Raw genomic sequence first — 18916 nt, forward strand, 5'->3', positions numbered from 1 at the left:
CCGCGACGAACGCAGCGGCGGGCCTTCCGGCTTGGGATGCTGTCGCGGCTGAAGCTCCTACAGAGGCAGGCTGCGGCCTTGCTGGCCTTAGCCGACAATGGCACGCAGCGCCGGCCCCAACTCCGGATAACGAAACACATAGCCTTGCTGCTGCGCCCGTGTCGGCAATACCCGCTGGCTGCCGAGCAACAGGTCGGCCATCTCGCCGAAGGCCAGGCGCAGCGCCGCGGCCGGCGCCGGCAGCAGCGCCGGTCGGTGCAACGCCTGGCCCAACTGCTGCGCGAAATCGGCATTGGTCACCGGCGTCGGTGCGGTGGCGTTGTAGGCGCCGTCGCCGCCTTGCTGCAGCAGCCATAGCAACAGGCCGACGTGATCGTCGCGATGGATCCAGCTCATCCATTGCCGGCCGTCGCCCATGCGCCCGCCCAGGCCGAGCCGGAACGGCGGCAGCATCCGCGCCAGCGCGCCGCCGTCGCCGCCGAGCACCACCCCGGTCCGCACCAAGCTGGTCCGCAGGCCCAGCGCCTGCGCATGCAGCGCCTCGGTTTCCCAGTCGCGGCACAGCTGCGCGGAAAAATCCGCGCCGGCCGCGCTGCGCTCGTCGAGCAGGTCGTTGCCGCGGTCGCCGTAGTAGCCGATCGCCGAGCCGGAGAGCAGGCAGGCGGGACGTTGCAGCGGGTCCAGTTGCGCGATCCAGTCGAGCAACGTGCGGGTGGTGCCGATGCGCGAGGTCCGGAAGCGGCGCTTGCGGGTTTCGTTCCAGCGGCCTTCGCCGAGCGGTTCGCCGGCGAGATTGATCACCGCCTGCGCCGCTGCCGCGTCCTGCAGGGTTTCCAGCGCCTGCACGCCGGGCAGGGTACGCGCCGCGCGTGCCGCGTCGCGCGTGAGCACGCTGACCTGGTGGCCGGCCTGAAGCAGGGCGGGGCAGAGGGCGCGGCCGATGAAGCCGGTGCCGCCGGTGACGAGCACATGCATGACGCTGGTTCCGCGAGCGGGGAGCGGCAGTGTAGGGTTGGCCGGCATTGCTGTGGAGTGAATACGCATGCCGATGCTCGCCATGCGCATCGCCAAGGCGTACCGCTTCGCGGCGCGTGCACCGCGCTTGCGTCACGCTGCGCATCCGCACTCGTATCTGTGCAGGCGGCCTTGCGTCCTGCCGCTGTTCTTCTTTCGCATCTGCCATGCTCGCGCCATGACCGTCCCGACCCCGAACCCGCCAGCGCCGCGCCGATCCGGTTTCGCTGCGCGCCTGCTGCTGGTGCTGGTGCTGGCACTGGCCAGCGGCGGTGCGCTCGCCGCGGCGCCGGAACCGGCCGATCAGGCCAGCGCCGACTGCCTCGCCGCGCTGCTGCGCCAACTCGGCTGGCGCATCGACAGCACGCCTGCCGCGCAGCCGCGGCTGCTGCCTGGCACGCCCTGCGCACGCAGCTCACTGGCCGACGCACAGGCGCGCGGCGACCTGCAGGCGGTGTTGCCTGCGCACTGGAGCCAGACCCAACGACGCGACGCACTGCGCGCGCTGCTGCAGGCACCGGCCACGCAATGCGGCTATTTCCTGCTGCTCGGCGCGGCCACCCAGCGTGCGGTGACGCATCTGCAAGGCAACCCCGGCTACCGCTTCAGCGCGCTGCAGCTGGGCTGGATCGGATTCGGCGCGGGCGGCGCGCGCCGGCAGGGCTGGCAGCGCTTCCGCAGCTTCGGCCGCGGCTATCGTCCGGCGCAGGGCAATGCGCGCGCGATCGAGGCGTTCTACAGCGGCCAGGTGCGCTCGGAGTGCGGCGTCGGCCGGCAGATCGCGCAGCTGGCCACGCAGCGCGAGCTATACGGCGATGCCGGCTTCGATCGCGCATTCAGCGCCGGGGAGCTGTCGATCGGCACCTTCCTCACCCTGCACGACACCGACAGCATCCTGCTCGGCGCGCATGCCGGCGCGTTCTTCGCCGACGGCAAGGCGGTCAAGACCGCGCAACTGGGCGGCGCCGCCTTCCTCGGCGCGCCCGGCTTCATCGCCCATGTGTTCGAACGCCGCTACCTGGACGACATCAACAACCAGGCGGAGAACTTCGTGGTGGTGGCAGTCGGCGCCGAGGCGGCGGCGGCGTTGCGCCGGCATGGCGGCTTCGCCTACTACGACGCCAGCAACCGACGCATCTGGGAACTGGCGCAGGCGCTGCGCGGACCCGGCCGCAAGCGCTTCGAGAAACTGCTGTTCGAGCGCGATCCGGTGCTGCGCGCGACGTTGTCGCCGGCGCAACGCCGTGTCCTGGCGCAACTCGATGCGCTGCTCGACGATCCCTTCTACCGCGGCTTCGAGGTGTACGTGCACCCCATGGGCCGTACGCCGATCGGCTACCACGTGGCGCGCCTGCTGGACCGCAATCCGCGCACTCCGTTCGCGATCGAGCTGACCCTGCACAACCTGCATACCACGCTGTACCGGCGTTGGCGCGACCAGCAGTTGCGCGATTGCGCGCAGGCGGCGCAGGCGCGATCGCCTTAGCTGCGCGTCAGCCGCGGCGCGACGCTTCGTGCGACCCTAACCGTCCTCACTTCGAGCTAGGACAGACGCATGGAACTGGGACTTGTAGGCTTGGGCCGGATGGGCGCGAACATGGCCGAGCGGCTGGTGCGTGGCGGCCATCGCGTGGTCGGTTTCGACCTGGGCGAGGCGGCGCGCAGCGCGGCGCAGCAGCGCGGGGTGGAGACGGTGGACGCGATGGCGGCGCTGGTCGCGGCGCTGCCGGCGCCGCGTGCGGTGTGGCTGATGGTGCCGGCCGGCAAGATCGTCGACGACACCCTGGCGGTGCTGCGGCCGCTGTTGGGCGAAGGCGACGTGGTCGTGGACGGCGGCAATTCCTACTACAAGGATTCCATGCGCCGCGCCGGCGAACTGGCCGCGCACGGCATCGCCTACGTCGATTGCGGCACCAGCGGCGGCGTGTGGGGCCTGCAGGAAGGGTATAGCCTGATGATCGGCGGCGACGCCGCGGCGGTGAGCCGGCTCGACCCGCTGTTCGCGACCCTGGCGCCGGCCGCCGATGCCGGCTGGGGCCGGGTCGGTCCCAGCGGCGCCGGCCACTTCACCAAGATGGTCCACAACGGCATCGAATATGGAATGATGCAGGCCTATGCCGAAGGCTTCGCGCTGATGGCGCGCAAGCAGGAGTTCGCGCTGGACCTGCACCAGGTCGCCGAGGTCTGGCGCCAGGGCAGCGTGGTGCGCTCGTGGCTGCTGGACCTGTGCTCCGATGCGTTGGGCAGCAATCCCAGCCTGGCCGGCATCGCGCCGTACGTGGAGGATTCCGGCGAAGGCCGCTGGACCGTGGCCGAAGCCATCGACCTCAACGTGCCCGCGCCGGTGATCACCTTGTCGCTGCTGGAGCGGTTGCGCTCGCGCGACGACGATTCGTTCACCGACAAGCTGTTGTCGGCGATGCGCAATCAGTTCGGCGGGCATGCGATCAAGCACGAGACCCCGGCCGTGCCGCCGTCCGGGAGCGCGGCCGGATAAGCCGCGCGGCGGTTCAGTCCAGCGCCAGCGTGCGGCCTTCGGCGGCGCTGCGCTGGCCCAGTTCCAGCAAGCGCATCACCGCCAGCGCCTGCGCCGCATCCACCGGCGCGGGCGCGCGTGCGGCCATCGCCTCGCGAAAGCCGGCATAGCAGTGCCGATAGTCGCCGCGCTGCGTGGGCAACGCCTGCGTGGCGGCACTGCCGTCGGCGCCGACCAGGGTCAATTCGCCGGCAAGCGGATCCTCGCCCCACTGCGGCGCGGCCGGGGTGAGGCCGGCGCGCAACTGCGCCTCCTGCGTGTCCAGCCCCCGCTTGATGTAGCTGCCGCGTTCGCCATGCACGGCGAAGCGCAGCCCGTTCGCCGCGACCAGCGAGCCGGCATGCAGCACCGCACGCAGCCGCCGATAGCGCAGCACCGCATGGAAGTAATCGGTCGCCTGCGCGCCATCGCGCTGCTGCGCCAGATCGACCTGGATCGCCTCTGGCGGGCCGAACAACTGCAAGGCCTGGTCGAGCAGGTGCGGCCCCAGGTCGAACCACAGTCCGGAGCCGGGCAGCGCATGCTCGCGCCAGCGGTCGCCGACCTGCGGGCGGTGGCGATCGAAGTGCGAGTGGAATTCGGCGATCGCGCCCAGCCGGTTCGCGTCGAGCAGCGCGCGCAGGGTCAGGAAGTCGCCGTCCCAGCGCCGGTTCTGGAACACGCTGACGATGCGCCCGGCACGTTGCGCCTGCGCCAGCACCTGCTGCGCCTCGTCCACGTCCAGGGTGAACGGCTTGTCCACCAGCACGTGCTTGCCCTGCGCCAGCGCCGCCAAGGCCAGCGGCGCATGGGTCTGGTTGGGTGTGGCCACCACCACCGCATCGACCTGCGCATCGGCGAAGGCCTGCTGCGGGTCGGCGACGATGCGCGCCTGCGGATAGGCCGCGGCGGCTTCGTCGTGGCGGCTGGACACGATGGTGTGCAGGCGCAGGCCCGGCGTGTGCGCGATCAGCGGCGCATGGAACATGCGGCCGACGAAACCGTAGCCGAGCAGGGCGAGATTGAAGGGCTGGGGCATGGCATCGGAACCGCTGCTAATGGGTGACCAGTATCCCGACAATGCCCGTCACGCGGCGTGCACGCCTTTCACGCTGCCGCGATTTGTCGGTCACGTCGTTTGTACGCCGCCGCGCGGACACTCCGCCACACACCTTCAAGGGAGGATGACATTATGAAAAAGATCACATCACGCACGTTGCTCGGCAGCGCACTCGCATTCGGTCTGACCCTGGCCGCCGGTCAGGCGCTCGCGGTCGATCCGCCGACCACCGCCGACAAGGACCATGCCGGCATGGCCCACAACGACGGCATGAAGCACGAGTCCAAGGAGCCGGTCACCGACACCTGGATCACCACCAAGGTGAAGGCCGATCTGCTTGCGACCAAGGATGTCTCCGGTACCGACATCAAGGTCGAGACGCTCAACGGCACGGTCAAGCTGTCCGGTGCGGTCGAGAACAAGATGCAGCGCGACAAGGCGGTGTCGGTCGCGAAGATGATCGACGGGGTCAAGAAGGTCGATTCGACAGGCCTGAAAGTGGCTGGCGCGGCCAAGCACTGAGCCACCCCATCGGTGCCGGCGGCGGGGCGCGCGACGAGGCGCGCCCCGCCGCCACACCTACGACGCACTCTTCGGAGTGCGTTTTTTTTGGGCGCCACAACCGCGTGCCGGGCGCATCACGCAGCGTAGCGCCGTGCTTCGCATTGCATTGACGCGCGTTCAGCCATCATCAAGCTACGTTGGCTACCAGGCGAATTGCCATGTTGGATGCTTACTCTCCCGCCGCGTCCAGCCACGCGGCCCAGCCAGCCGCGTCGCTCGACACGGTGGATACCACGGCGCTCTCCTCGACAGGCGCGCCGCCGCGACCGTCCTCCTGCTTGCCACTGGCGATGCGCCAGCTCGAATCCCGGCTGGGCATGCTGCTTGCCAGTTTCCACGACGATGCCGGTTTCTGGGCGGCTTTCGCCACGCTGATGCAGCGCCTGGACGAAGGCCTGGACCCCGCCGAGCGTGCGCGCCTGCGCAGCCATGCCGATTTCCTGCTGGTCCGGGCCGGGATGTCGTCGTGGACGCTGATCGCTGCCACGCAGGGCGCGACCGCTCGCGCGCGGCCGCTGCGCCCGCACCGCGCCTGATCGCATCGCATCGACACTGGTCACGGGCGGCGCACAGTCGCCCGTTTCTTTGTTCCCGAGCATTAGGATAGAGTCGTCTTCACGGCGCGCGCTGGGGAGTTGCGTAAAGCCTGAATAATTCATCGTGCGCTTGCGGGGATCGGCGACAATGCCGCCCCGCTGTCGCTGCCGTCTTCAATCTTCCAAGAACAGGTATGCAGATCACCGCCAAACATGACGCCTGGGACCGCTGGCGCTTGCCGCTGCTGGCGCTGGCTGTCGTGTTGATCGTGATCCTGCCTTCGTTGCTGTTGCGGCAGATGAGCGACAGCACCTTGCGTGCGGCCGACTGGGTCAGCCACAGCCAGGAGGTCACCGCCACGCTCAGCAATCTGGAAGCCAACATGCGCGACATGGAATCGGCGGCGATGGCGATGTCGCACGACGTCGACTCGCCGATCCTGCGCGCACGTTTCAACGAGTCGCGCACCGCAATGGCGCCGGCCATCGCGCGCCTGGTCGAGCTGACCCGCGACAATGCCGACCAGCAGGTGCGCATCGGCCGCTTGCAGAGCACCCTGGAGCGCCGAGGCCTGCTGGCCGCACGTATCGCCGAGAACCGCGACCCGGAACGGATCCGTGCCTTGATCCTGGAGATGACCGCGGACAATCCGATCCGCGGCCTGATCGCCGACCTGCAGAAGCGCGAGGACGCGCTGCTGGCCGAGCGCACCGCCGATGCCGACCAGCGGCGGATGCTGGCCTCTGCGATCAGTTGGGTGTCGCTGGCGGTGCAGTTGCTGCTGCTGGGCCTGGTGATCTGGTTGCTGCAACGGCAGATCGGCCGGCGCCTGGACGCGGAGCGGCACATGCTGCGCGCCAATGCCCGTGCCGCCGCGGTGCTGCAGACGGTGCGCGAGCCGATCGTGCTGCTCGACAGCCAGCAGCGCATGCTGATGCACAACGCCGCGTTCGGCGAACTGTACGGGCTGGACCCGAAGCAGGTGCCGAAGATGCTGGCCGAGGTCGGTGACGGCGTCTGGCAGGACGGCATCATCGTCCAGCGCCTGGCCGACGTGCTGTTGCGCGGGCGCGAGCTGTGGGATTTCGAGCACGAACAGCTCGGCGCCGACGGCGTCGCCCGCACCATGCTGCTGAACGCGCGGCGCATGCCGCTGCCGGACAGCGAGGACCAAGTGGTGCTGATGACGGTCAGCGACATCAGCCTGCAGAAGGCCTCGCAGCAGCGTATCCAGATGCTCAACCGGCAGCTCGAGGGCAAGGTGGAGCAGGTCTCGGAGGTCAATCGTGAACTGGAGGCCTTCAGCTATTCGGTCTCGCACGACCTGCGCGCGCCGCTGCGCCATGTCGCCGGTTTCGCCGACAAGCTGGCCCGCCACCTCGGCGATGCCGCCGACGAGAAGAGCCGCCATTATCTGGAAGTGATCGGCACCTCGGCGCGACGCATGGCCTCGCTGATCGACGACCTGCTGGTCTATTCGCGCCTGGGTCGCAGTGCGCTGCGCCTGCAGGCGGTGGACATGCAGTCGCTGGTGGCGGAGACGCGCTCGGTGCTGGACGCCAACTATCAGTCCGACCACGCCGGCAGCGGCCGCCGCATCGAGTGGAGCGTCGCGCCGCTGCCGATCCTGGTCGCCGACGAGAACATGATGCGTCAGCTGTGGTTGAACCTGCTCGGCAATGCGGTCAAGTACAGCGCCAGGCGCGAGGTCGCGGTGATCGAGGTCGGCTATCAGCTGCAAGCGGACGGCAGCCACCGCTTCAGCGTGCGCGACAACGGCGCCGGTTTCGACATGGCCTATGCGGCCAAGCTGTTCGGTGTGTTCCAGCGTCTGCACAAGGCCAGCGAGTACACCGGTACCGGCATCGGCCTGGCCAGCGTGCGCCGCGTGCTGACCCGTCACGGCGGCCATATCTGGGCCGAGGCGGCGCCGGATATGGGCGCGACCTTCCATTTCGTGTTACCCCCCGCGCCCGAAGCGCCTACCGACGAGTTGACCGCATGACCGCCATCCGCACCATCCTGCTGGCCGAAGACAGCCCCGCCGATGCCGAGATGGCGGTCGATGCGCTGCGCGATGCGCGCTTGGCCAATCCCATCGTGCATGTCGAAGACGGCGTGGAGGCGATGGACTATCTGCTGCGCCGCGGCGCCTACGCCGACCGCGAGGAAGGCCTGCCGGCGGTGCTGCTGCTGGACATCAAGATGCCGCGCATGGACGGGCTGGAAGTGCTGAAGCTGGTGCGCACCGACGAATCGCTTAAGCGCCTGCCGGTGGTGATCCTGTCGTCCTCGCGCGAGGAAAGCGACCTGGCGCGCAGCTGGGATCTGGGCGTCAATGCCTACGTGGTCAAGCCGGTGGACGTGGACCAGTTCTTCACTGCGGTGAAGACGCTGGGCACGTTCTGGGCGTTGATCAACCAGGCGCCGGACAAAGAGTAAGCGCGCATGCCCACCACCGGCACCAATCTAGGGCCGCTGCGGATCCTCATGGTCGAGGATTCCCCGGAGGACGCCGAGCTGCTGTCCGACCAGCTGCTGGATGCCGGATTGGAGGCGACCTTTCGCCGTGTGGAAGGCGAGTCCGCGCTGCGCGCGGCGCTGCGCGAGTTCGCCCCGGACATCGTGTTGTCGGACCTGAGCATGCCGGAGTTCTCCGGCCACCAGGCGCTGCGCGTGCTGCGCGAGCACAGCAGCTCGGTGCCCTTTATCTTCGTCTCCGGCACGATCGGCGAGGAGACCGCGGTGGAGGCGCTGCGCGATGGCGCAAACGATTACATCATCAAGCACAACCCGACCCGGTTGCCGTCGGCGGTGGTGCGCGCGATCCGCGAGGCGCGCACCGAGCGCGAGCGGCAGCGGGTCGAGGGCGAACTGATGCGCGCGCAGCGGCTGGAGAGCCTGGCGCTGCTCGCCGCCGGTCTCAGCCACGACCTGCGCAACATCCTGCAGCCGCTGCTGATCGTGCCGGAGCTGATGATCGAGCGCAGCGACGACCCGCAGCTGCGGCACTTGGCCGAGGTCATCGCCGAGTGCGGCCGGCGCGGCCACGAGATGGCCGAATCGATGCTGTCGTTCGTGCGCGGTTCGCGCACGCCCAGCGAGCGGGTGTCCATCGCCGGCCTGTTCCAGGCGGTGCAGATGCTGCTCAAGAGCAGCCTGCCGGAGCGGGTCAGCCTGCAGGTGGAGGTGGTCGATGCCGCGCTGTCGATCGAGGCCAATTACACCGAGCTGCAGCAGTGCCTGCTCAACCTCGGCCTGAACGCGATCCAGGCGATGCCCGGCGGCGGCGCGCTGAGCATTGCGGCGGCGCCGGCGCTCGGCGCCGACGGCAACGAGCAGGTGCGGATTCTGGTCCGCGACACCGGCGTGGGCATGGACGCCGCCACCCAGGCGCAACTGTTCAGCCCGTTCTTCACCACAAAGCCCGACGGCACCGGCCTGGGCCTAATCTCGTGCAAGCGCATCATCGAGAGCTACGGCGGCAGCATCGGCGTGGACAGCACGCCGGGCGTGGGCACCTGCTTCGAACTGCTGATTCCGCTGCGCGGCCAGGCGCCCTCGGCCGAGCCGGAGCCGGCGATCCCGATGGGCAAGGGCCAGCGCGTGTTGCTGGTCGACGGCGAGGCCACGCGCCTGTCGCTGCTGGGCAATGCCCTGTCCAGCCAGGGCTATCAGCCACAGCTGGCCTCCGACGGCGCCGCGGCGCTGCGCGACGTGCGCGAACACGGCATGCCGGATCTGCTGATCGTGGACAGCGACATCATCCTGCTGTCGGCAGTGAGCCTGCTGCTGGCCTTGCAGGACCTGGACTATCGCGGCCCGGCGATCGTGCTCGAGGATGCCGGCACGGCGATGCAGCGCGACCACTTCCCGCGCGACATCGCCGTGCACGTGTTGCGCAAGCCGCTGGAAATGCAGCGCGTGTTCCGCGCGGTGGCGCATGCGTTGGAGAGTGGTTGAGGAGACGGGACTCGGGACTCGGAAGGGCAACGCAACAACGGCGTTGCCTTCCTTAGTTCAGACACGCCTGCAGTCGTCGTAGTCCAGCTTTTACGAGTCCCGAGTCCCGAGTCCTGAGTCCCGGCTTCACTCACTGCTGCGACGACTGGTCTTCCGGGTCGCGCCGGGCCGGCACGCGGCGCGGCGGCAGCGGCGGCAGGTTGCCGCGGTTGTCGGTTTCGCTCTGGCTGGTCATCGCCGGCTCCCACGGGAAGCGCGGCAGCGTGCGCACCGCGTGCTCCAGCTTGCGCGACCAGGTGTCGTGGATTTCCGAGTACAGCGGGGTGTCCGCTTCCAGGCGCAGGCGTTCGGTCACGCGCAGATCGTTGCGGCGGATCAGGGCCACGTCGATCGGCATGCCGACCGACAGGTTGGAGCGGATGGTGGAGTCCAGCGACACCAGCGCGGTGCGCGCGGCGTCCTCCAGCTGCATCTCCGGGCGAATGATGCGGTCCAGGATCGGCTTGCCGTATTTGGACTCGCCGATCTGCAGGTACGGCGTCTCCGGCGAGGTGGCGATGGCGTTGCCCAGAGGGTAGATCATGTACAGCCCGGGCCGCTCGCCGGCGATCTGCCCGCCCAGGATCAGCGTGGACTGCACGCTGATGCCGCTGTGCTGGGACTGGTCTGACAGCTTGACCTGGCTGGAGACCAGGACCTCGCCGACGTACTCGGCGACCTCGAACAGGTGTTTGAACGAGCGCAGGCTGCGTGGCGCGTCCGGATCGTCCGCATCGCGTTGCAGCTTGGAGATCGCCAGCTGGGTGGTGGCCAGGTTGCCCGCCGACATCAATGCGAACACCGCCTGCCCCGGATACTCGAACACGTGCAGCTTGCGATGCACGCGGACGTCGTCCAGCGAGGCGTTGGTGCGTGTGTCTGCGGCGAAGACCAAGCCTTCGTCCACTTCGATGCCTACGCAATAAGTCATGTTGCTGCCGGAGTTCAGTGCGTTTCGATTCTATGCGGGGGGGACGGGCTTGGCTACCCGTTGACGGTCGCGGCCGCGGCATGCGCGAATATCGCATGACCATCGTGCTCCTCAGCCTGGGCAGCAATGTGCGCCCGCAACAGCATCTGTCCGCCGCGATAGCTGCGCTGCGCCAGCGTTTCGGCCCGATCGTGGTGTCCCCGACCTACCGCACCGCGGCGGTCGGATTCGACGGCCCGTCCTTCCTGAACAATGCCGTATCGTTGCACACCGAGTGGGAGCTGGAAGTGCTGTGTGCATGGCTGCATGCGCTGGAAGACGCGCATGGCCGCGACCGCAGCGGTCCGCGTTTCAGCAACCGCGCCCTGGACATCGACATGGTGTTCTACGGCGACCGTATCGTCGAAGGCCCCGGCCACCTGCGCATCCCGCGCCCGGAACTGCGCCACGCCTTCGTGCTCAAGCCGCTGGCCGACATCGCCGCCGATTTCGTCGACCCGCTCAGCGGCCGCAGCCTGGGCGCGCTGTGGCAGGCGCATGCGCAGTTCGGGGAGGTGTTCGAGGTGGTGGAGCTTGGTGAAGCCGGGACTCGGGACTCGATGGAGCCGGGACTCGGGACTCGGGACTCGGGACTCGATGGAGCCGGGACTCGGGACTCGGGACTCGGGACTCGATGAAGCCGGGACTTGGGACGCGGGACTCGATGACGGCGGCATTTTTGGGACGGGGAGGTGTTGGGAGTGGCTTGCTGCCTCGAGCGTCCGCTGGGCGAGGCACTGCCAGCTTTCATGACCACCGAGTCCCCCAGTCCCCAGTCCCCAGTCCCGGCTCTCAAGAAAGTCCCCGCCCCCCATCCACCCGCAACGTCTGCCCGGTGACGAAACCGGCGTCGTCCAGCAGCCAGCGCACCGCTTCGGCGATTTCCTCGACCTGGCCGATCCGCGCCAGCGGGGTGCGTGCCAGCAAGGCCTGCTGCGCGGCGCTGTCCTTGCCGGCTTGCGGCCACAGGATCGCGCCGGGGGCGATGGCGTTGACCCGCACCTGCGGCGCCAGTTCCAGCGCCAGCGACCGGGTCAGCATCGCCAGCGCGGCCTTGGCCGCGCTGTACAGCGAGTGCGCGCGCAGCGGCTGTTCGGCGTGCAGGTCGGTGATGTTGACGATCGCGCCGCGGTGTGCTCGCAGTTGCGCGGCCGCGGCCTGTGCCAGGAACAGCGGCGCGCGCGCGTTGACCGCGAACAGGTCGTCCCATTGCGCCGGCGTGGCCTCGGCCAGCGGGGTGGGGTAGAAGGTGGAGGCATTGTTGACCAGCGCATCGAGCCGGCCGAAATGTTGCACGCACTGCGTCACCAGCGCCGGCAGCTGCGCGGCGTCGCGCAGGTCGGCGTGCAGGGTCAGGGTGCTGCCGGCGCGCGCGGCCTCCAGTTCCTGCGCCAGCGCCTGCAGCTCGGTCTGCGAGGTATGCGCGTGCAGCGCCACGCGATAGCCGGCCGCGTGCAGGCGCCGCGCGATGCCGGCGCCGATGCGGCGCGCGCTGCCGGTGATCAGGGCCACTTTGGTCTCGGTCATGTGTGCATTCCACGCTCGGCTATGCTGTGCATTGTCCACGCAATCCAGCGCCGCATGCCGATCGACTTCCCCGCCCCCGACGCCGACGCGCTCGCCCACAGCGATCGACTGGCCGCACATCTGCGCGCCGAGATCGCCGCCGGCGCCGGCGCGATTCCGTTCTCGCGCTTCATGGAGCTGGCGCTGTACGCGCCGGGCCTGGGCTACTACAGCGCCGGCAGCAGCAAGTTCGGCGCGGACGGCGACTTCGTCACTGCGCCGGAGCTGGGGCCGCTGTTCGCCGCCACCGTCTCCAACGCGCTGGCGCCGGTGTTGCAGCAGCTCGGGCCGCAGGCGCGGATGCTGGAAGTGGGCGGCGGCAGCGGCGCGTTTGCCGAGGTGATGCTCAAGCGCCTGCTGGCGCTGGACGCGCTGCCCGAGCGCTACGCCATCCTCGAACCCAGCGCCGACCTGCGCGAACGCCAGCGCGAACGCCTGCAACGCGCGCTGATCCCGCCGGTGTTCGACCTGGTTGAGTGGCTGGACAGGCCGTTCGAGGATGACTGGAACGGGGTGCTGTTCGCCAACGAGGTGATCGATGCGCTGCCGACGCCGCGCTTCACCCTGCGCGACGGCGAGGTGTTCGAGGAAACCGTGACCCTGGACGGCGAAGGCCGCTTCCGCCGTGGCGAGCAGCCAGCCGATCCGCTGCTGGCGGCGGCGGTGCGGCATGTCGAACGCGATCTGGAAACGCCGTTCGCCGATGGCTATCGCTCCGAACTGCTGCCGCAGTTGCCGTACTGGATCCAGGCGGTGGCCGGTGGCTTGCGCAGCGGCGCGATGCTGTTCGTCGACTACGGCTATCCGCGCGGCGAGTTCTACCTGCCGCAGCGTGACGACGGCACCCTGCGCGCGTTCTACCGGCATCGCACGCATGCCGACCCCTATCTGTGGCCAGGCCTGCAGGACCTGACCGCATCGGTGGACTTCACCGCGCTGGCCGAGGCCGGCACCGGCGCCGGTTTCGAACTGGGCGGCTACTGCACCCAGGCCAGCTTCCTGCTCGGCAACGGCCTGGCTGCGCTGCTGGCCGAGGCCGAGGCGCGCAGCGACGAACGCGGCCGCCTGCGCCTGCGCGAGCAGGTGAAGCGCTTGACCCTGCCCAGCGAGATGGGCGAGCGCTTCCAGGTGATGGGCTTCGAACGCGACGTGTCGCTGGCGCCGGCGTTCCTGGCCGGCGACCTGACCTGGCGGCTGTGATGGCGGCTGTGCGCGCATTCCGCCGGCCCTGGCTGTGGTTGGGGCTGTGGTGGCTGGGTGTGCTGGTGCTGATCTACGTGTGCATGATGCCGCACCCGCCGCAGCTGTCCGACCTGCCGGACACCGACAAGGTCGAGCATGTCACCGCCTACCTGCTGCTGGCGGCCGGCGCGGTGCAGATCTACGCCGGGCCACGCGCCTGGCGTCGGGCGGCGCTGGGCCTGCTGCTGCTGGGCATCGGCATCGAGTTCGCGCAGGGCGCGTGGACCACCACGCGGTCGGCCGATCCGTTCGACGCGCTGGCCGATGCGCTGGGCGTGGCGGCAGGCATGGCCACAGCGCTCACCCCGCTGCGCGATCTGCTGTGGCGGTTGGAGGGCGGCGCGCGGCGGCGCCGCTGACCGTCGGTGCGCGGCGTGCGGGCATGGCGCTGCGGTCCCCCGTTTCCGCCAAGAGGCGGATTCTTCGTGGTGATGCAAGGTGTCGGCTTGATGCCTGGCATAGGCTGGGCAGCACATCCAATAGCGGGTTTGTGTGCACCGCGCTGCCTGCGGTGCACGCCTGTGCGCTGCACCAGTGGCAGCCCCCCTTCGTCTCGGAGAATCCATGTGCACAGACCCAGCATCTCACGCAATCTCCCGCTGTCGCCGGGCTGTGCCTGGTCGTCATCGCCGCACCCGCCGCCGCCGCATGGAACGGCATCTGCAAGGGTACTGCGACCTACACCAGCTCGGGCTATTCCGGCGGCGCCGCGCTGCTGGATCCGATTCCACCCAAGATGATGATCGCTGCGCTGAACCCGAAGCAGATGAACTATGGCGGTGTCGCCGCTGCGCTGGCCGGTGCCTACCTGCAGGTGCGGGGGCCGCTCGGCATCGCTACGCTTTACGTCACCGATCTGTATCCGGAGGGACGCAATTGCGGCCTGGACCTGTCGCCCAACGCCTTCGCCGCCATCGGCGATATCAGGGCGGGCCATATTCCGATCAGATGGAAGGTGGTCGCGGCGCCGATGACCGGCAATGTGGTGTACCGGATCAAGGAAGGCAGTTCGCAGCCTTGGGCGGCCATCCAGGTTGGGCGGCCATCCAGGTGCGCAATCACCTGTATCCGGTGGTCAAGTTCGAGTACAAAAAGAACGGCGAGTGGGTCAGTCTGCCGAAGAGGTCCTACAACCATTTCGTCGGCGAGAAGATGGACGCGCAATTGCTGGAGATCCGCCTCACCGACATTCGCGGCCAGGTCGTGACCGATACGCTCAAGGCGTTGCCCAGCCAGGGCGACAAGGGCGTGTACTTCGTCGAGGGTCACGTGCAGTTCGCCAAGTGAGCTGTGGTGGGATGGCGCGTGATCGCCTTGCGCCGTGCTGTGCGAGGGGCTTTGGCCTGGACAGCCCTGGGCATCGGCAAGTGCCCCATGCTGTCGGTCGCCGCTGAAGTTGCTCCTACAGTGCACCCGGCGAGTCGATAGCAAGCTTCCTGTAGGAGCGGCTTCAGCCGCGACGAACGAAGCCATCCAGCGATCCGATCTGGGAAACAGTTGGGACTGAAGTCCCTCCCACAGTGCACCCGGCCGGCTTGCCGCACGTCTCCTGTGGGAGCGACTTCAGTCGCGACGCGCGGAGCCGTCCAGTTGCCGGGCTTCAGAAACGATCGTGACAGATGGGCCAAGAAAAGGCGGGGAATCGCATCAGCTTTAGCAACCTGTCGCGGCTGAAGCCGCTCCTACAGAAAGCGTGGTTCCGGCAGCAGCCGAGTGCCGGGTCGCGCTCAGAACTTTGAGTGCAGCGTGGCCATGTAGCGGCGGCCGTTCTTGTAGCGCCCGGCAGGGATGGTGCTTGTCGCCGAGGTATTGGAAGCATTACGCGTCGAGCAAGTTCTGCGGGTCCATCTGCAGCGACCACTGCACGCTGATCGCATAGCCGATCCTGGCACCCGGTCGATGCTGAAGCCGGGATCTGCGCGAACGCTGCATGTCCTGCGTTTGCGCCGCGCATGCGCGGCCCCAGCCCCGTGCATACTGATTCTTGCGAGGCTATGACAACGATGTCAAGTCCTGGCCAGGAAATTCGTCTGGTGCTGGTCCAACCCTGGGCAATGCATGTCGACACCGGCAGGTCGCCGCCGAAGCGCCGAGGAATTTCTATAGATCAAAGGGTTATGAGGATCGTCGGGGCGCGGGCGGAGCGTCGCAAATGAGAACACGGCGCAGTCATGTCGCGACGCAGAAAATTGGTCTCATTCGTAGAATTGGTGCGCCATAGGTATCGTGACAACGATGCGTGAAAGCGGCCGTGCAGAAAATATTTTCTATTTTCAAGCAACTGATTATAAAAATTTTTTTCGGATTCCGGGGCGAGTCCAGACGCCATTTTTGCGATTGCGCGCATTGCAGCGTTGACACAATCTTTCTAAGACCATAACAATCGATGCGCCTGGAATTGGTCTTCGCCAATTCGGGGTCGATCAGTCCAGCAGCAGCATGCAATCGCCTGCTCCGGAGTAGGGACGGGGACGCGCCTTCCGCGACACGCGGCGCAGCAACAGACAACACGTTCCATCGGCTCCGTGCTCGCACGGACGGCATCGCCCTGCGCGTCGCGTCGGGCGCCATGGAGGGTGCTGCCTGCCGATCGCTGCCGCTGGGTGTCAGACGTCGTCGTGCCGATCAGCCATCAACCAGGATAGCCCAATGCCACATGCCGCCCGCTCCCGTCCGCACTGTTGTTCCCTGTCCGTCCTCGCCACCGCCATCGCGCTCGGTCTGCTCAGTGCCGGCGCGCAGGCGCAGCAAGCGCCGGCATCCGACGGGATCTCCCAGCTCGATACCGTGACCGTCACCAGTTCCTACCAGAAGAGCCTGATCACCGCGCTGGACAACAAGCGCGAAGACGCGCGCATGACCGACGGCATCTCTTCCGAGGACATCGGCAAGTTCCCGGCCGAGAATATCGCCGAGGCGATCCAGCGCATTCCCGGCGTGCAGATTTCCACCATCAACGGCCGCGGTTCGACCATCAGCATCCGCGGCCTGGGCCCGCAGTATTCGGCCACCACGATCAACGGCCAGACCATCAAGAGCGCCGATTTCACCGACGGTTTCCGCTACGACATCATCCAGCCGGAAGTGGCCGCGGCGATCGAGGTGATCAAGTCGCCGTCGGCGGACATGGACGCCGGCGGGCTGTCGGGTACGGTCAACATCAAGACCCCCAAGCCGCTGGACTACAAGGAACGCAAGCTGATCCTGTCGGCCAAGGAGCAATACTCCGAATTCGCCGGCGGCGCGCCGACGCCCAAGGCGGTGCTCACCTACATCGACCAGTTCCAGCTCGCCGACGGCGGCCAACTGGGCGTGTTCGTCAACGCCGGCTACCAGAAGCTCAAGGACCGCGCCGACTACCTGTGGATCGACCGCTGGTTCACCCAGGACACCGACGACGGCACCGCGTACATCCCGCGCCGCCCGCGCTACCGCTCGATCGAGCGCGAAACCGACCGCAAGATGCTCACCGCCGGCCTGCAGTGGAAGCCCAACGACCGGCTGGAGGTGAACCTGACGGCGCTGTACTCGCAGGACAAGACCGACAACGACATGAACCAGTTGGTCTATTCCTTCGAGCGCAACGCACTGAACGTGCTGGAAACCGACGGCCTGACCGCGACCAAGGTGTCGGCGTCCAACTACTGGCTGGAGAACAACCGCCAGCGCGAGCGCCACGATCTCACTTCGCAGCTGCTGACCTGGGACGCGAAGTGGAAGGGCGATGCGTGGACCTTCAGCGGCGTGGCCAACTACACCGAAGGCAAGACCGAGGAGGACGAGCGCGCGGTGATCCTCGGCCGCAAGCCGACCGCGACGCTGTTCGACATGTCCAATCCCGGCGCGATCTCGCTGACCACCGATGCCGACGCCGACGACGCCAGCGCCTGGAACCAGGCCAATCTGGTGCGCGACGAATATCCCAACGGTGCGATCACCAAGCTCAGCAACAAGGAATGGTCGCTGCAGTTCGATGCCGAGCGCTATGTCGGCGCCGGCTTCCTGGACTCGGTGAAGTTCGGCACCAAGTTCCGCCGCGAGACCTTCGACCGCAACGTCTGGCGCCGTGACTTCCTGTACCTGATCAACTCCGGCGCGGTGTCCGGCTATGCGATGTTCCCGGAACTGTCGGCGGCCAGCTCCGGCGTCAGCAACTTCCTCGACGGCAACCTGGCCTCGCAGAGTGACTGGGTGGCGCCGGACGTGTACGCCTACGCCGACGCGCTGGCCGCCTCCGGCATCACCGTGCCGGTGCTGTTCGCGCCGCAGGCCAGCTACCACATCCGCAACGACATCTTCTCCAGCTATGCGCTGGCCAAGATCGACACCGAACTGGGCAGCATGCGCCTGCGCGGCAATGTCGGGGTGCGCTACGAGAACACCAAGCGCACCACCGACACCTACCTGACCACCGCCTCGCAATACAGCGAGGACGCCAACGACGTGGTCGGCACCGCGCGCGCGCCGTACGAGTACCACAACTGGTTGCCGAGCCTGAACCTGGTGCTGGACATGCGCGAAGACCTGCTGCTGCGCTTCGCCGCGGGCAAGGTGCTGGTGCGGCCGATCCTGGACAGCAACACCGCCATCGCCAGCACCATCTCCTCGGGCACCAACACCGGCGGCACCACCACTTACGACGTGTCGCTGGGCCAGACCGACCTGAAGGCGCTGACCGCCAACCAGGCCGACCTCGGCCTGGAGTGGTACTACGGCCAAGGCGGCGGCCTGACCCTCGCCGGCTTCTGGAAACAGGTCAAGAACGGCACCTTCAACAGCATCGTCTGCCCGACCACGTTCAACGGTGCGGCGCTGTCCGCCAACAGTTCCGGCGACTGCGTGGACGGCAACGGCAACATCTACGAGATCACCGCCACCCAGAACGATCCGAGCAAGGTCAAGATCAAGGGCTACGAGCTGGGCTGGACCCAATCGTTCGATGCGTGGCTACCGATCCAGGGCTTCGGCCTGACCGCCAACTTCACCCGGGTGATCCCGCAGCGCAACACCGACTTCCAGATCCGCAACCTGTCGGAGAAGACCTGGAACGCCACCGGCTACTGGGAGAATGCGGTGTTCTCCGCACGCCTGTCGCTGAACCACCGCAGCGAGTACCAGCAGGACAGCAGCGACAGCTTCTTCGCCCGCGAAGGCCATACCATGAAGGCGCGCACCCATCTCGACGCGGTGCTCGGCTACCAGGCCACCGACACGCTCAGCTTCCAGCTCGGCGGGCTCAACCTGACCGACAAGAAGGAAGAGGCGTACAAGGACTTCAGCAGCCGCTGGCAGATGACCGGCGTCACCGGCCGCAGCTTCTACGTGTCGATGCAGTGGGACATCCTGTGACGCCGCTGCGGTCGCTTGCAGGATAGACCGCCGCCTGCCCGGCGCCGTAGTGGCGCCTGGCAGGCCAAGGTGGCCCTTCCCGATCGCATTCACAGGT

Annotated in this window: 15 protein-coding genes and 1 pseudogene; 12 read left to right on the forward strand and 4 right to left on the reverse strand. The window is 67.8% G+C overall.

What is annotated here, in order from left to right:
* Nucleotides 1–87: 87 nt before the first annotated feature.
* The gene (locus ISN38_RS13825; protein WP_047325280.1) at nt 88–975 is read right to left on the reverse strand and encodes a TIGR01777 family oxidoreductase; all 888 of its coding nucleotides are present in this window, start codon (nt 973–975) and stop codon (nt 88–90) included.
* A gap of 217 nt (nt 976–1192) precedes the next feature.
* Here ISN38_RS13825 and ISN38_RS13830 point away from each other — a divergent pair, with 217 nt between their 5' ends.
* Both ISN38_RS13830 and gnd read left to right on the forward strand, forming a co-directional pair.
* Nucleotides 1193–2500 (forward strand): hypothetical protein, encoded by a 1308-nt coding sequence (locus tag ISN38_RS13830; protein WP_003465466.1) that lies wholly within the window; start codon nt 1193–1195, stop codon nt 2498–2500.
* Nucleotides 2501–2569: 69 nt separating this feature from the next.
* Nucleotides 2570–3511 (forward strand): phosphogluconate dehydrogenase (NAD(+)-dependent, decarboxylating), encoded by a 942-nt coding sequence (gene gnd, locus ISN38_RS13835; RefSeq protein ID WP_047325279.1) that lies wholly within the window; start codon nt 2570–2572, stop codon nt 3509–3511.
* Nucleotides 3512–3524: 13 nt separating this feature from the next.
* Here gnd and ISN38_RS13840 read toward each other — a convergent pair whose 3' ends face one another.
* The gene (locus tag ISN38_RS13840) at nt 3525–4568 is read right to left on the reverse strand and encodes an oxidoreductase (protein ID WP_058358830.1); all 1044 of its coding nucleotides are present in this window, start codon (nt 4566–4568) and stop codon (nt 3525–3527) included.
* A gap of 150 nt (nt 4569–4718) precedes the next feature.
* Between ISN38_RS13840 and ISN38_RS13845 the strand changes: the two genes are divergently transcribed.
* The 5 genes from ISN38_RS13845 to ISN38_RS13865 all read left to right on the forward strand — a co-directional run bounded on the left by ISN38_RS13845 (nt 4719) and on the right by ISN38_RS13865 (nt 9653).
* Complete coding sequence (locus ISN38_RS13845) at nt 4719–5111, forward strand: BON domain-containing protein (protein WP_170873968.1); 393 nt, start codon at nt 4719–4721, stop codon at nt 5109–5111.
* A gap of 332 nt (nt 5112–5443) precedes the next feature.
* Nucleotides 5444–5689 (forward strand): hypothetical protein, encoded by a 246-nt coding sequence (locus tag ISN38_RS13850; protein WP_230941118.1) that lies wholly within the window; start codon nt 5444–5446, stop codon nt 5687–5689.
* 194 nt (nt 5690–5883) lie between these two features.
* Nucleotides 5884–7695: a sensor histidine kinase gene (locus tag ISN38_RS13855; protein ID WP_003465457.1), complete on the forward strand. Its 1812-nt coding sequence runs from the start codon at nt 5884–5886 to the stop codon at nt 7693–7695.
* On the forward strand, nt 7692–8132 hold the full coding sequence (locus tag ISN38_RS13860; protein WP_003465455.1) for a response regulator: 441 nt from the start codon (nt 7692–7694) through the stop codon (nt 8130–8132). The genes ISN38_RS13855 and ISN38_RS13860 overlap by 4 nt, the downstream gene beginning before the upstream one ends.
* Nucleotides 8133–8138: 6 nt before the next feature.
* Nucleotides 8139–9653 (forward strand): ATP-binding response regulator, encoded by a 1515-nt coding sequence (locus ISN38_RS13865; RefSeq protein ID WP_003465453.1) that lies wholly within the window; start codon nt 8139–8141, stop codon nt 9651–9653.
* 130 nt (nt 9654–9783) lie between these two features.
* Here the strand turns inward: ISN38_RS13865 and ISN38_RS13870 are convergent, their stop codons facing one another.
* A complete protein-coding gene (locus ISN38_RS13870; RefSeq protein ID WP_003465450.1) occupies nt 9784–10623 on the reverse strand; it encodes a proteasome-type protease in 840 nt (279 codons plus the stop codon).
* Nucleotides 10624–10718: 95 nt separating this feature from the next.
* Between ISN38_RS13870 and folK the strand changes: the two genes are divergently transcribed.
* Nucleotides 10719–11300, forward strand: coding sequence for a 2-amino-4-hydroxy-6-hydroxymethyldihydropteridine diphosphokinase (folK, locus tag ISN38_RS13875; protein WP_058195559.1), 582 nt, complete (start codon nt 10719–10721; stop codon nt 11298–11300).
* Nucleotides 11301–11454: 154 nt separating this feature from the next.
* Here the strand turns inward: folK and ISN38_RS13880 are convergent, their stop codons facing one another.
* Nucleotides 11455–12189, reverse strand: a complete 735-nt coding sequence (locus tag ISN38_RS13880) for a pteridine reductase (RefSeq protein ID WP_003465445.1) — start codon at nt 12187–12189, stop codon at nt 11455–11457.
* Between the two features lie 54 nt (nt 12190–12243).
* Between ISN38_RS13880 and ISN38_RS13885 the strand changes: the two genes are divergently transcribed.
* The 4 genes and pseudogenes from ISN38_RS13885 to ISN38_RS13900 all read left to right on the forward strand — a co-directional run bounded on the left by ISN38_RS13885 (nt 12244) and on the right by ISN38_RS13900 (nt 18819).
* Nucleotides 12244–13428, forward strand: a complete 1185-nt coding sequence (locus ISN38_RS13885) for a class I SAM-dependent methyltransferase (protein ID WP_003465443.1) — start codon at nt 12244–12246, stop codon at nt 13426–13428.
* On the forward strand, nt 13428–13829 hold the full coding sequence (locus ISN38_RS13890; protein WP_003465441.1) for a VanZ family protein: 402 nt from the start codon (nt 13428–13430) through the stop codon (nt 13827–13829). The genes ISN38_RS13885 and ISN38_RS13890 overlap by 1 nt, the downstream gene beginning before the upstream one ends.
* Nucleotides 13830–14101: 272 nt before the next feature.
* A pseudogene (locus ISN38_RS13895) lies at nt 14102–14757 on the forward strand (expansin EXLX1 family cellulose-binding protein); the annotation flags it as partial.
* 1362 nt (nt 14758–16119) lie between these two features.
* Nucleotides 16120–18819: a TonB-dependent receptor gene (locus ISN38_RS13900; RefSeq protein ID WP_206711853.1), complete on the forward strand. Its 2700-nt coding sequence runs from the start codon at nt 16120–16122 to the stop codon at nt 18817–18819.
* Nucleotides 18820–18916: the final 97 nt, after the last annotated feature.

It is taken from the genome of Xanthomonas translucens pv. undulosa (genome assembly GCF_017301775.1).
GTDB classification, from domain to species: Bacteria; Pseudomonadota; Gammaproteobacteria; order Xanthomonadales; family Xanthomonadaceae; genus Xanthomonas_A; species Xanthomonas_A translucens.